This window comes from Flavobacterium johnsoniae, from assembly GCF_001879205.1.
Classification (GTDB): domain Bacteria; phylum Bacteroidota; class Bacteroidia; order Flavobacteriales; family Flavobacteriaceae; genus Flavobacterium; species Flavobacterium johnsoniae_A.
Map to the genome: position 1 here is coordinate 267,232 of NZ_MLFK01000007.1, position 12,997 is coordinate 280,228.

A 12,997-nucleotide genomic window follows, 5' to 3' on the forward strand; every position below is an offset into this window, starting at 1 on the left:
TATATATCAATATTAATAAAAAAAATAATTAGTTGGTTCGCTCAGCTATGTTTTTTTTATTGATTTTTAGTCTTTTTTGCAGATCTTGATTTTTGAAACGGAATTTTTAATAAATTTTTTAATTTATTGTTTTCTTCGGGAAGCATGTGAGTATCTACGCCATAAATTAATTCTTCTTTGGGCAAAGTGGTAAAAGTTCCGAACAACCTGTCCCATACCGAAAAAATATTTCCATAATTACTGTCTGTGTAAGGTAAAACGTAGTGGTGGTGTACTTTGTGCATATTTGGAGACACAATAAAATAACTCAAAAAAGTATCCAGCTTATTTGGGAGCGAAATATTGGCATGATTAAACTGCGAAGCAATGACAGATAGGGATTGATAAAGAAAAACCATCCACATGGGACTTCCTACAATTAAAACACCCAAAGTTGTAAAGAGAAAACGGATTATGCTTTCGCCGGGATGATGCCGGTTTGCACTTGTAGTATCAATCCAGGTATCTGTATGGTGAATGAGATGGAAACGCCATAAAAATTTTGTTTTATGCTGTACAAAATGAGCGAGATAAGCACCAATTAAATCGAGCAGTAATAATCCGGTAAGGGTATAAAGCCACATTGGAATTTCGGGCACCCATTGCAGTATTCCAAAATGATTTTTTGTCGTCCAGTCTGCTGTTTTTATTAAAATGAAAGCGAGGATAAAATTGACAATAATAGTAGTAATGGTAAAGAAAATATTGATTCCGGCATGCTGCCATTTTTGATAATGCATTTGAAACAATGGAAAAGTATTTTCTATTAACCAAAAAACAGTAATACCGCCTACTAAAATTAAGCTGCGATGAGAAGACGGGATAGTGCTGAAGTAAGAAATGATTTCGTTCATAACAAATAAAGATTTGAGTTGAAATGAAGTTTCTTCTCGATTTTGTCTAAAGAAAAAGAGAAAACCTGATATAAATATATCTGATTTTCTCTTTGTATTTTAAAATTCGAAGAATATTTTTAAGCTTCTGCGTGGTTTTGTAATAGTGATTTGTAAATAAATCCGGCTACAACCGCTCCTAAAATTGGGGCAACCCAAAACAGCCAAACCTGAGAAAGCGGTTCTCCGCCTGCAAAAACAGCCTGAGATAAGGATCTAGCAGGGTTTACAGATGTATTTGTAATAGGAATACTTATTAAATGGATTAAGGTTAAACCTAGACCAATTGCAACACCGGCAAATTTTCCGTTTGCAAACTTATCTGTTGCACCCAAAATTATTAGTAAGAAAAATAAAGTCAGCACAAACTCGGCGATAAATGCAGATTGAAGTGAATAGCCGTCTGGCGAAAACGCTCCAAAACCATTTGAAGCAAACGCTCCTGCCTTTGTATTGTCAATAACAAATCCGGCTTTTCCAGAAGCAATAGTATACAATGTGCCTGCGGCTGCAATTGCACCAATACATTGCGAAATAATGTAAGGTATAAGATCTTTGGCAGGAAATCTTCCGCCGGCCCAGAGACCAAATGAGACCGCGGGATTAAAATGTCCTCCCGAAATATGCCCAACAGCATAAGCCATTGTTAAAACAGTTAAACCAAATGCGAGGGCTACACCTGCAAATCCAATACCCAAGTCAGGATATCCCGCTGCAAAAACAGCACTTCCGCAACCTCCAAAAACAAGCCAGTAAGTTCCAAAGAACTCTGCAAACAATTTTTTCATAATAAAATAATTTAGATTAATAGATTTGATTGTTAAAGGGTATATTTGAATGCCCAAAAAATCAAAACAATTTGCAAGAGCAAACGTACAAATAAAATCCATTTTGGTAAACCAAAACTTGCTTTTTTATTTTGAAACATATAAAAATTGGCAGGAAATATGGCAATTAAAAGTGCAATAATTCCCCATGCAACATATTTTGTTGTAAACGAAAGCATTAGCAGAATGCCTAATACTATCTCGGCGAGTCCGCTTACAGTATTAATTAATTTAGGGTTTTTAAAAAAAGGAGGAATGATTCGAATGTACATTCCTGGATTTCGAAAATGGTTTAAACCGGCAAGTATATAAAGTATCGCCATTAAATATAAATGCCAGGGTAAGTTCATGATAATTAATTATTTATAACGAATTTATAAAAAAATTAACAGTTATTACACTACAAGGCAGATTTATTTTAATAACGTGATTAGGAATCTTAAATTTTACGTTTAAAGTTAACATTCATAATGATAATCGCAAGGATGATTAGAATAATTCCAATCCATTGCAAGAAGATAACTTTTTCGTCTAATAGAACATACGCCATCATAACAGAAACAGGCAGTTCAAGCGCAGAAACAATACTTCCCAGACCTATTCCGGTTAAAGGAAAACCTAAGTTCATAAGCATTGGAGGAATAATAGTTCCAAATAAAGATAATATGATTCCCCATTTAAGAAAAATTGCAAAATTGAAAGGAGTAACCTGAGTAAAAAAACCGAAAGTAAATACAATTACGGCACCTCCAAGAAGCATATATAAGCTTCGCTGTGCCGATGAAATTTCGGTTGCAACACGATTTGCAGTAAACATGGTTGTAGTGAATGAAGCCGCTGCTAAAACACCCCAAACAATGCCTCGCCAATCTAATACAATATCATTTTTGATGATATTAGTTGCCAAAACAGTTCCTATTAAAACAATAAAAACAGCAATTACTTTTTGTTTTGAAGGCAGTTTTTTTTCTAAAATCATTTCAAGTAATACTCCCATCCAGACAGTCTGCATCAATAAAACGATTCCAATAGAAACCGGAATAAATTTTACGGCTAAATAATAAAACAAACTTGTCATTCCCAGTGAAGTTCCGGCAAGCATTAAACTCAGTATATTTTTTTTAGAAGCTTTTACGGCTTTCTCTTTATTTTTTACTTTTTGAAAAGCATTTATGATCAAAATTCCCATAATTCCAAGCACAAATTGTGAGGTTGTGACTTCGGCAGTAGTGTAGCCTTCGGTATAAGCCATTTTTACGAAAGTAGCTAACATTCCGTATGTTGTAGCTCCCAGAGCAACAAAAAACACTCCCTTTAATACGTTGTTTTGTGACATTTTGATTCTATGTTTTTAAAAATTCAAGCCGGCAAAGGTAAGCTATTTTGTTTAGGAATTAATGAAAAATATACGCAAACGTTATCATTGTTGTGCTTTTAGCAGGTGTATTGGTTTGAAATTTGATGATTTAGCAGCGTATTGTAAAAGAAAAAGCCGTCAAAATTACTTTTGACGGCTTACTATATTTAAAAAAGAATTTAAATTATTATTTCGCTGGTTGATTTTGGTAAGTTTCAATTTCAAAAACCAAAGTAGCATTTGGCGGAATTACGCCTCCGGCACCTTTTTCTCCATAAGCTAAATTAGAAGGCAGGAAGAAAATTGCTTTTTCTCCGTCTGTCATCATATCGAGAGCTTCAATAAAACCAGGAATCATACCGTCTTTTTTACCTACTGTAAAAGGAAAAGCTTTGTAGCCTCCTTGTGCATCCCTGTTTGCATCGTATTTTCCGTATGCTCTTGCAACTTCTGCGATACTGCTGTCAAAAAGAGTTCCGTCTTCAAAATATCCTGCATAATGAAAATAGATATTAGAACCTTCGGCACCTTTTACACCTGTTCCTTTCTTAGTAATTACATATTTTAAGTTAGATGGTGTTGCAGTTGCTTTGGCTTTTGTTGCTGCAAAATAAGCTGCTTTTGCTGTAATTACTTTTTTGGCTTCGTCTTTTTTGGCCTGCTCTTTTTTTACATCATCGCTTAAAACTTTTAAGGGATCAAATTTTTTCGCAGCAACACCTTTACGAGTAATCGTAATTTTGGTCATGACATCGTCCTGAACAATTTTATTTACAACGTCCATTCCAGAAACTACATGTCCAAAAATAGTATGTTTTCCGTTCAGCCAGGGTGTATCTTTATGGGTAATGAAAAACTGGCTTCCGTTTGTTGCCGGACCTGAATTTGCCATGGCTAAAACACCGCCTTTTTCAAATTTTAAATTGTCTGTAAATTCATCCTTAAAAGAGAATCCCGGACCACCAGAACCATTTCCGTCAGGATCACCTCCCTGAATCATAAAATCATTAATAACTCTATGGAATTTTAATCCATTATAAAATGGTTTTCCTTTAAGAGAAGCTTTTACATTAGGATTTGTGCCTTCTGCCAAAGTAATAAAGTTTGCAACTGTTACAGGAGCTTTTACATATTCTAATGATAAAACAATATCTCCTTTTGTCGTAGAAATAGTGGCAAAAATCCCTTCGTTTGGATTTGTTACAGCAGCCGGTTTAGCGGCAGTAGTTTTTGCAGCTGCTGGCTTTACTGGTGATGGTTTTTTAACTTGTGCCTGAATGTTTACGACAGCCAGACAGAATAAAAATAGAAATTTAAATTTCATTGTATTTGAATTTTAGTCCGTAAAAGTAATTATAAGAAATTGATTATAAAAATAATTACGGCTTCTCTAATAATTGAACTTCAAAAATAATATTTGCGTTTGGCGGAATAACACCTCCTGCACCAGTTTCTCCGTAAGCCAAGTGAGATGGAATGAAAAGGATTGCTTTATCTCCAAAAGAAAGTTTTTCGATACCTTCAATAAATCCAGGAATTAAACCGTCTTTTTTTCCTGCCTGAAATGGAATTGGCTGGTAACCATTTTGTTCTGCTCTTGCTGAATCAAATTTTCCAAAAGTTTTATTTACTTCTTCAATGCTTGAGTCAAATAAGGTTCCGTCTTCTAAGAAACCTGCGTAGTGAATGTAAACCTGAGTTCCTATTGCTGGTTTTTTGCCCGCACCTTTTTCAGTAATAACATATTCTAATCCGCTGGAAGTTTTGGTAACTTTTGGTTTTAATGAAGCATAATACGCCACTTTTTCTTTTTGAACTCCTGCAAATTTGCTTTTTTCTTTAGCTATTTCTGCAAAATAATCGTGGAATACTTCTACGGCATCAAACTTTTTAGCAGCTTCACCATTTCTGATAATTGCAACTGAAACGATATTATCGCCCTGAACTACTTTGTTTACTACTTCTTGGCCTTTTTCTACAACATGTCCAAAAATCGTGTGTTTGTTGTCTAACCAAGGAGTTTCAACATGTGTAATGAAAAATTGACTGCTGTTTGTTCCAGGGCCGTTATTAGCCATTGCTAAAACACCTGCCTTATCAAACTTTAAATCTGAGAATTCATCTTTGAATTTATATCCTGTATCTCCAGAACCGGTTCCAAGAGGATCTCCTGACTGAATCATTAAATCTGCAATAACTCTGTGGAATTTTAATCCGTCAAAGAAAGGTTTCTTTTTTAAGTTTTCAGATACAAATTCGTTTTTGCCTTCCGCTAATGTTACAAAGTTTGCAACTGTAATTGGAGCTTTTTTATAATCTAATTCAACAATGATATGTCCTTTATTGGTTTCGATATCAGCATACAAACCATCAGGTAAATTGCTGTGTTCGTCTTTACAAGAATAAAATGAGCTAACGGCAAGTAGTAATACTAAAATACTTTTTTTCATTTCTTAAAATGTTTTTTATGGGTTTAATGTATCTTTTTTAGTTGAAGCGGCTGGTTTTGGAGTTACAGGTTTTGCAGCTGCCGGTTTTGGAGTTTGTGCCGATGGAGTCGTTGCAGTATTTTGTGCTGCAGGATCTGGAACAAAATTACGAAGCGTAACAGTACAAATTAAGGATTGATTAGGGCCGATTTTTTTGTTATCTCCATGATATCCATAAGCCATATGAGACGGAAACAAGAATGTAACCGTTTCATTTTTTTTCATGTATTTAATTCCGTCACGCAATCCCATCATGATATCTTGTTTGTCTACATAATAAGTCTGCGGACCAAGATCAGCTTCAGAATAAATGATTTTGCCTGTAATATCTTTAACTTCTAAATTAAAATAGGCAATATCTCCTTTGCGGGGTGCGGTGGTTTCTGTAGTGCTTTTTTCATCGTAGCTAAACCAGTATCCTTTTTTAGTGGCGTAATATTTTACTTTCGGATTGCTTTTGATAATTTTTTTAATAACGTCTTCTTCGCTTGCAACCAATTTTTTGTTTCTGTCTGCCGATTTTTTCATGAAAGTACCCGAAGCTCTGGAAATAGGTCTTCGCGCTTCTTCGTGATGCTTACAGCCAGCCAATAAAACTGCAAAAAGCAGTGAGTAAATGCTAAGTTTTAAGTAGTTCATATTGGTTTTATAATTTTAGTTTCGTTACTAAATCTTCAAACTTTTTAAGCGTTTCTTCCATAGAGGTTTCAGATCTTCCGCCGGCTGCATTGACATGTCCGCCTCCGTTAAAATGATCGCGTGCAAACTGATTTACATCAAATCCTCCTTGCGAACGGAATGAAATTTTAATGATTTTTTCATCTTTATTTTCGATAAAGATAGCTGTAAATACAATTCCGCGTATGCTTAAACCATAATTTACAATTCCTTCAGTATCGCCTTTTACATAGTTAAAAGAATCTAATTCTTCCTGAGTAAGAGAAGTGTAAGATGTTTTATGATCTTCAAAAACTTTCATGTTTTGAAGTGCACGTCCTAACAATTGCAAACGGCTGTAGGAGCTGTTATCGTATAATAAAACTGGAATTTGAGTATTTTCAACTCCCAAATCAATTAACTCTGCAATAATTCTGTGTGTGTTTCCTGTGGTACCCGGAAAACGAAACGAACCAGAATCAGTTAAAATTCCGGTATAAATGCAAGTTGCGATAGTTTTATCTATATCTTCTTTTTTATTTAAGAAAGAAATAAAATTGTAAACCATCTCACAAGTCGATCCGTATGAGGTATCAGAATAAGTATAAACGGCATAATCATGAGGTTTTTCATGATGATCAATCATGATAAACGGAGCAGTAAGCTTTACTAAAGTATGTTCCATTTCGCCTGTACGATGAAAAGCATTAAAGTCAAGTGTAAAAATTAACTCGGCTTCTTCTAATATTTTGGTACAGTTTTCAGTGTCTTTTTCAAAGATTTTAACGGTTTCTGAACCTGGTAACCAGGCTAAAAAATCAGGGAAATCATTTGGGGCAATCACCGTTGGCTGGTGATTGTTTTTTAATAGAAAATGGTATAATGCCAAAGTAGAGCCCATGGCATCGCCATCTGGTCCTCGGTGTGGGATTATTATGATTTTCTTTGGAGCAGCAAGCAATAATTGAATCGCCTGAATATCTTGTATTTTCATAGTGTGCGAATTTACATTTTTTTAATGTAATGCTGAAAATATTTTAGCCGCAGTTTTTGGTTTTAGTTTTAGTTATTTTGAGATTGAGTTGCTGTGTGTAAAATTGGCACACGGATGAAACGGATTCGCTATCGCAAAAACGCTGATTTGAACGGATTTTTTTAATGAAAGAGTTTCGTAGGAACGCTGTGGTTGGCAGCAGCAAGATGTGTAAATCAATTAGGATTTGGAATTTATTTTGTACAATTTATGTTTAGCACCTTTTACAATCTGCGATTTATAAATACCAACAGAACCTGATGAAAAATAAGCAATAGTGCAACCAAGAGCAATAAAAATTCCAGGCTGCAGGCCGAATAATTCCAGACCCATGATCGTGCAGGCAATAGGAGTGTGAGTTGCGCCTGAGAACACAGCTACAAATCCAATTCCGGCTAAAAGCGCAATCGGCATCGGAATAAATAAGGATAATGCACTTCCTAAAGTGGCGCCTACGAAAAACAAAGGAGTTACTTCGCCGCCTTTAAAACCGGCTCCTAAGGTAAATCCGGTAAATACTATTTTAAGAAGAAAATCATACCATTCACTTGGGTTTGAAAATGAATCTACTATAACAGGAACACCAAGTCCGGAGAATTTAGTAAATCCCAAACCGGCAATGGCAATTGCTAAAACGATACCGCCTATAACCGGACGAAGCGGCGGGTATTTAATGTTTTTTGAAAAAAGAGAACCCCAGAAATGAGTGCTTCTTGAAAATAATAAAGCCGCAAATCCCGAAAGAAGCCCAATTAATATGGTGTAAAATAGGTTGTCGATAGTAAGTTCCGGAACAATTGGAATGCTGTAATGAGTATGTTTTATTTCCCAAAATTCTACTGTAAAATAAGCTGCGTAAGCCACTAAAAAAGAAAGAACAATACTTTTAAAATTGATTTTACTGAAATATAAAACCTCTAAAGCAAAAATTGCTCCGGCTAAAGGAGTTCCAAAAACAGAAGCAAAACCAGCACTGATTCCGAGAATGATTAGAATTCTTCGCTCTGAATTGTCTAGTTTGAAAATCTTGGTAAATTGATCTGCGATTGCGCCTCCCATTTGTACAGCTGTGCCTTCGCGTCCTGCCGAACCTCCAAATAAATGGGTCAGCAAAGTTCCTAAAAGAACCAGAGGTGCCATTTTAAAGGGAATTACTTTTTTAGGTTGTTCGTATTCTTCGAGCAGTAAATTGTTTCCTTTTACAACAGATTCTCCCCAATAATAATAAGTCAATCCAACCAAAAATCCGCCGAAAGGCAACAGCCAGATAATCCATTGGTGCTGTATTCTAAACTGGGTAACCCACTCTAAAGAAACCAAAAAAAATGCCGATGCAGATCCTGAAAAAACACCTATTAAGGCACAAATTATAATCCATTTAGGAATGGAAATTAGTAATTGTTTCAGGTTTTGGGAAGTCATTAATTGTGTGATGTTTTTTAGCCACGAATTTCACGAATTTTCACGAATAAATATGTTGTTTAATTGAAGAAATAAAAGAAATCTTTTTAATTCTTTAATCTGTGGCAGAACAATTAATGGAAATTCGTGAAATTAGCAGCAGAAACCTTTACTAAACGACAGCCGTAAATTCAATTTCGACTAAATATTCCGGAGCAACAAGTTTACTGATTTCATAAAAACCTGTTGTAGGCTTTACATCTTTAAAGAAAGCCGAATGTGCTCTGGCAACTTCTTCAAAAGTAGAAACATCAGTTGTAAAAATGCGGGTTCTGATCACGTCTTTTATGCCAACATTTAAATCTTCTAAAACTTTTTCAACGCGTTCAATTATGTTATAAGTCTGCGCATAAGCATCATCGGCTTTTACTTTATCGCCGTCAACAATTGCTACAGTGCCAGAAACTTCAATGATATTGCCAATTCTTACAGCGCGGCAGTATCCCATTTTGTCTTCCCACGGCGATCCTGTTAAGATGTTTTCTCTTTTCATTTTATAAGTTTTTTTGAATCGTTTTTGTACAGTTTTAAAAACAAATTCAGGTTAATTAATGCGTTGCAATTTATGAAATATGCCTGCCAAAAGAGAATTATTCGTTTGAAATCACGCTGAAAATCTTTCTTTTTTGTGATATTTTAAAAGCCGAATTTTTAATTTCTAGTCAGTTAAACGTTCTTCGTAAAGTCGGAGTTTGTTTTGAGTGTTTGTTAAATGCTGCTGTAAGGTTTCAATTTTGTTTAATAAATGATAAATAGCGTCAATTCCTTCTAGATTGATATTAAGATCATAATGCATACGAATCATTTTTTCAACGGCAGGAAGCTGTTCCGGCTGCAGGTATTCATCATCTTTTTCAATTATAATTTCGACCAATCCGTAATTGTTAAGTTCTTTTATAAACGTATTTTCAATTTCGTGATAAACGCAAAACTGTTTTATTTGTATTAAGTTCTTGTTACTCATGATTTCTAAGTTTAGATAATTCTGTAAACAATTCTTTTTCTTTTTCAGATAATTTGGTTGGAATTTTTAGATTATACGTTACATATAAATCCCCAAATTGATTATCTTTTTTATAGACCGGAAATCCTTTTCCTTTTAATTTTACTTTTGTTCCGGTTTGTGTTTCGGGCGATACTTTAATTTTTACTTTTCCGTCAAATGTGCTTATGTTAATTTCGCCGCCCAAAACCGCGGTATACAGATCGAGATCTACATTAGAGTATAAATTATTTCCTTCTCTTTTAAAATCAGAATTGTTGGCAATTAAAAAGGTGATGTATAAATCGCCATTTGGTCCGCCGTTTACTCCGGGACCGCCATGTCCGGGAATTTTGATGACCTGGCCGTTTTCGACTCCTGCCGGAATTGTAATTCGGATATTTTTACCATTTACGGTTAAACTTTGTTTGTGCGTTGTATAAGCGTCTTTCAAATCCAGCTGCAGTTCGGCATTAAAATCCTGTCCACGGTATTTTGACTGTCCACGGCTGCTTCGTCCCGAGGAACCATACATAGAATTGAAGAAATCAGAGAAATCACTTCCCGAAAAATCTCCTCCGCCAAAACCGGAAAAATCCTGCTGTCCGCTGCTTTGTTTTCTGGAATATTGTTGTTGGTTTGGGTCGTAGCCGGCTTTTTCAAATTCATCAGCGTGTTTCCAGTCTTTTCCGTATTTATCGTACTTTTTACGATTTTCAGGATTGCTTAAAACTTCGTTTGCTTCGTTTATTTCTTTGAATTTCTTCTCCGCTTCTTTATCATTCGGATTCAAATCGGGATGATATTTTCTGGCCAGTTTTCGATATGCTTTTTTAATTTCGGCTTCAGTAGCTGATTTGGTAACGTCTAATATTTTATAATAGTCGATATAATCCATCTTTTTTTCATTTTTTGTGATAAGAAAAATTTAGGTATTGAAGTTAATAATAAGTTGTTAACTATCAAAGTAATGTACACTTTTAAAATAAAAAATTAACGCCTTCTCCTGAACTGGTTTTGGAATTTGTAATTTTTTAACTGGAAATTATTTTAATAGAATCGCTTTTTTTTGGCAGGTTTTTTGATTCCAAAAATTAGCCTAATATATTGTTATAATAGTCTTAAAGTTGTCGCACCAAACTTATTTATGTTATTTTTGTGATGCTATACTTGAGTTCTATAAAAAATTTTAAAGCCGATTCGATAATCTATATTCAATGAAGCATATCTTATTTTTCATACTATTTTTTGCCGCTGTAAGTGTTTCAGCGCAAACGGAGTTTGGTACAAAATTCAAACCCATCCCGGCACCAAAGTTTAGCACAAAGAAAAAAACGCCAATCCCTCAGGTAAAAGATCCGCAGGCCGAAACGGCTGATATCCCGGGTATAAAAACGCCTAATGTTTTCGATAATACTACTATTACTCAAAAATCTAAATTTCAGATAGGTCAGGAGAAAAGTAAATTCAGCATGTCTACAGAAAATGATTTTGCCAATCCGGGCGATCAATATGTAGCCAAAATGGAAAAAGATTTAGATAAGGCGCTAAGAGATGCTGGACTAAAAGAAGGACGTGGAACATTGGTTAAAAAGAACATTTCTCTTGGAGATTTTAAAACCAAATCGGAATATTTTATTGTCAAATTCCGCGATTTTGGAGCAATTGACGGCGATTTAGTAAAAGTTTCTTCAAATGATAAAGTAATTCAGGATCATCTGCTTTTAGATTCTAATTTTAAAGATGTTAGAATCAATCTGGCCAATGGTTTTAATAAATTAGATTTTGAAGCTCTAAATATTGGTTCTTTGGGCGGAAATACGGCTGAAATTAGAGTTTACGACGATAAAGGCCAATTGATTACCAATGATTATTGGGATAATCTTGCAGCAGGTTTTAAAGCATCGATTATCGTTACAAAAGAAGAATAAAGGTAAGATCAATATTTCATAATCTTACCTTATTTGAGGTTCTTATTTCATCTTATATAATAACTCTTTCAGGGTTTGTTGTTTTTCCTTCTCCGGTTTCTTTCAACAGAAAACTTACTAAAATGGCTATCGAAATGCCTACAATCCAAAACAAACCTGCTTGCTGAAAATGTACCGTTTTATCAAGAGTATCTTCGAGTGTTTGGCCAAATAAACGACTGAATAACGGACTTAAAAGTGTTGTTACTCCAAAAGTTATAAAGTTAATTGCTCCTGTGGCACTTCCTTTTACATTATCAGGATTCGCTTCTTTTATAATTGAATAAGGAATCATGGCGGCTCCCGAAGCAACGCCTAATAAAAACATACTGTATTTGACGGGAAGTACATCTGGAAAATACAATAATTGAATTAATGCTGCAATCATCAATACAGCACCGAATACTAAAACTGGTTTTCGTTTTTTTAATTTGTCTGTAATGTACCCTAAAAGCGGACATCCAAATACCCATCCAAAAGCAACCATTGCGCTTGATATTGTCGCAGTATGAAAATCTAATGCACGGTCTTTTTGAAAAAAGTCAACAGCCCATGTCATCGCAAATATGGTGGTTGGGGCAAACAGCAATCCGGAGATTATGCCGCAAAACCAGGATTGCGGATTACTAAAAACGATTTTATAAGGATCCAGCAGACTTTGTTTCTTTTGTGTGCTTTGTGTTGTTTTATCTGTATGGTTTGCCGGAGTTATAAACCAAAGCCCGAAAGCAACTATGATGGTAAAAATTCCAATGGAAAGCCAAAACGTATCGATATGCATTCCTTCTTCAATTAACGGACCAACAACAAATTGCCCTGCAGATCCTCCAAGCATTCCTAGGCATTGTGTAAATCCAATGGCTGTTGCGAGCGATTTTGCCGAAAATCCTTTACTGGCAAGATATACACATCCCGGAAAAGCAAAAGCACATCCTGCACCTTGAAATAATCGGCCTGTAACACCGCTAAACTGACTGGAAATAATAAACAGCAAACAGCCAATTCCTAAAATAAGCGCACCTGCAAAAAGCGAATATTTGGCTCCAAACCGATCCAAAGCGATTCCGGCAATTAAACTGCAGGTTGAATAGGTGTAATAATAAGTTCCGATGATAGTGACTAATCGAATCTCATTTACTGAGAAATTCTGCGAAAGTTCCGGCAGCATTACCGCCGGTGCAGAACGTATAACATAATCTAAAAAATAAAAAACGAGGCCAAATACCCAGGCAATGATGTAATATTTGGTATACGATTTAGTACTATTTATATCCATAAGATTGCTCTTT

At 35.1% G+C, this 12,997-nt stretch carries 14 protein-coding genes; 1 reads left to right on the forward strand and 13 read right to left on the reverse strand.

The genetic code is table 11. From position 1 onward, the window contains the following. Positions 1–56: 56 nt before the first annotated feature. The 12 genes from BKM63_RS12735 to BKM63_RS12790 form a co-directional block, all read right to left on the reverse strand. Positions 57–893 carry a sterol desaturase family protein gene (locus BKM63_RS12735; protein WP_071636955.1) on the reverse strand — a complete coding sequence of 279 codons (837 nt, stop codon included), beginning with the start codon at positions 891–893 and terminating at the stop codon, positions 57–59. Between the two features lie 119 nt (positions 894–1,012). After that, entirely contained in the window at positions 1,013–1,720 is a 708-nt protein-coding gene (gene aqpZ / locus BKM63_RS12740; protein ID WP_071637359.1) for an aquaporin Z, read from the reverse strand. A gap of 32 nt (positions 1,721–1,752) precedes the next feature. Beyond that, positions 1,753–2,109, reverse strand: coding sequence for a DoxX family protein (locus tag BKM63_RS12745; RefSeq protein WP_071636956.1), 357 nt, complete (start codon positions 2,107–2,109; stop codon positions 1,753–1,755). An 89-nt stretch (positions 2,110–2,198) separates the two neighbouring features. Continuing rightward, positions 2,199–3,095: an EamA family transporter gene (locus tag BKM63_RS12750; RefSeq protein WP_071636957.1), complete on the reverse strand. Its 897-nt coding sequence runs from the start codon at positions 3,093–3,095 to the stop codon at positions 2,199–2,201. A gap of 208 nt (positions 3,096–3,303) precedes the next feature. Continuing rightward, complete coding sequence (locus BKM63_RS12755; protein WP_071636958.1) at positions 3,304–4,440, reverse strand: peptidylprolyl isomerase; 1,137 nt, start codon at positions 4,438–4,440, stop codon at positions 3,304–3,306. Positions 4,441–4,495: 55 nt separating this feature from the next. Beyond that, positions 4,496–5,566 carry a peptidylprolyl isomerase gene (locus BKM63_RS12760; RefSeq protein ID WP_071636959.1) on the reverse strand — a complete coding sequence of 357 codons (1,071 nt, stop codon included), beginning with the start codon at positions 5,564–5,566 and terminating at the stop codon, positions 4,496–4,498. Between the two features lie 15 nt (positions 5,567–5,581). Next, positions 5,582–6,244 (reverse strand): gliding motility-associated peptidyl-prolyl isomerase GldI, encoded by a 663-nt coding sequence (gene gldI, locus BKM63_RS12765; RefSeq protein ID WP_071636960.1) that lies wholly within the window; start codon positions 6,242–6,244, stop codon positions 5,582–5,584. A gap of 7 nt (positions 6,245–6,251) precedes the next feature. Beyond that, the gene (locus tag BKM63_RS12770; protein WP_071636961.1) at positions 6,252–7,256 is read right to left on the reverse strand and encodes a DHH family phosphoesterase; all 1,005 of its coding nucleotides are present in this window, start codon (positions 7,254–7,256) and stop codon (positions 6,252–6,254) included. Positions 7,257–7,475: 219 nt separating this feature from the next. Beyond that, positions 7,476–8,717: a voltage-gated chloride channel family protein gene (locus BKM63_RS12775; protein ID WP_071636962.1), complete on the reverse strand. Its 1,242-nt coding sequence runs from the start codon at positions 8,715–8,717 to the stop codon at positions 7,476–7,478. 151 nt (positions 8,718–8,868) lie between these two features. Next, entirely contained in the window at positions 8,869–9,249 is a 381-nt protein-coding gene (locus tag BKM63_RS12780) for a RidA family protein (RefSeq protein ID WP_071636963.1), read from the reverse strand. Positions 9,250–9,414: 165 nt separating this feature from the next. Continuing rightward, a complete protein-coding gene (locus BKM63_RS12785) occupies positions 9,415–9,720 on the reverse strand; it encodes a chaperone modulator CbpM (RefSeq protein WP_083572226.1) in 306 nt (101 codons plus the stop codon). Beyond that, positions 9,713–10,636 (reverse strand): DnaJ C-terminal domain-containing protein, encoded by a 924-nt coding sequence (locus BKM63_RS12790; RefSeq protein ID WP_071636965.1) that lies wholly within the window; start codon positions 10,634–10,636, stop codon positions 9,713–9,715. Before BKM63_RS12790 ends, BKM63_RS12785 begins: the two co-directional genes overlap by 8 nt. A 319-nt stretch (positions 10,637–10,955) precedes the next feature. On the opposite strand from BKM63_RS12790, the gene BKM63_RS12795 reads away from it, so the two are divergent. Continuing rightward, on the forward strand, positions 10,956–11,669 hold the full coding sequence (locus tag BKM63_RS12795; protein WP_071636966.1) for a hypothetical protein: 714 nt from the start codon (positions 10,956–10,958) through the stop codon (positions 11,667–11,669). A 52-nt stretch (positions 11,670–11,721) separates the two neighbouring features. Here the strand turns inward: BKM63_RS12795 and BKM63_RS12800 are convergent, their stop codons facing one another. Beyond that, complete coding sequence (locus tag BKM63_RS12800; protein ID WP_071636967.1) at positions 11,722–12,984, reverse strand: MFS transporter; 1,263 nt, start codon at positions 12,982–12,984, stop codon at positions 11,722–11,724. Positions 12,985–12,997 lie beyond the last annotated feature (13 nt).

Coding starts and splice junctions, on each gene's coding strand:
- BKM63_RS12735 (WP_071636955.1), bottom strand. CDS start 893: ATGAACGAAATCATTTCTTACTTCAGCACTATCCCGTCTTCTCATCGC.
- aqpZ (WP_071637359.1), bottom strand. CDS start 1,720: ATGAAAAAATTGTTTGCAGAGTTCTTTGGAACTTACTGGCTTGTTTTT.
- BKM63_RS12745 (WP_071636956.1), bottom strand. CDS start 2,109: ATGAACTTACCCTGGCATTTATATTTAATGGCGATACTTTATATACTT.
- BKM63_RS12750 (WP_071636957.1), bottom strand. CDS start 3,095: ATGTCACAAAACAACGTATTAAAGGGAGTGTTTTTTGTTGCTCTGGGA.
- BKM63_RS12755 (WP_071636958.1), bottom strand. CDS start 4,440: ATGAAATTTAAATTTCTATTTTTATTCTGTCTGGCTGTCGTAAACATT.
- BKM63_RS12760 (WP_071636959.1), bottom strand. CDS start 5,566: ATGAAAAAAAGTATTTTAGTATTACTACTTGCCGTTAGCTCATTTTAT.
- gldI (WP_071636960.1), bottom strand. CDS start 6,244: ATGAACTACTTAAAACTTAGCATTTACTCACTGCTTTTTGCAGTTTTA.
- BKM63_RS12770 (WP_071636961.1), bottom strand. CDS start 7,256: ATGAAAATACAAGATATTCAGGCGATTCAATTATTGCTTGCTGCTCCA.
- BKM63_RS12775 (WP_071636962.1), bottom strand. CDS start 8,717: ATGACTTCCCAAAACCTGAAACAATTACTAATTTCCATTCCTAAATGG.
- BKM63_RS12780 (WP_071636963.1), bottom strand. CDS start 9,249: ATGAAAAGAGAAAACATCTTAACAGGATCGCCGTGGGAAGACAAAATG.
- BKM63_RS12785 (WP_083572226.1), bottom strand. CDS start 9,720: ATGAGTAACAAGAACTTAATACAAATAAAACAGTTTTGCGTTTATCAC.
- BKM63_RS12790 (WP_071636965.1), bottom strand. CDS start 10,636: ATGGATTATATCGACTATTATAAAATATTAGACGTTACCAAATCAGCT.
- BKM63_RS12795 (WP_071636966.1), top strand. CDS start 10,956: ATGAAGCATATCTTATTTTTCATACTATTTTTTGCCGCTGTAAGTGTT.
- BKM63_RS12800 (WP_071636967.1), bottom strand. CDS start 12,984: ATGGATATAAATAGTACTAAATCGTATACCAAATATTACATCATTGCC.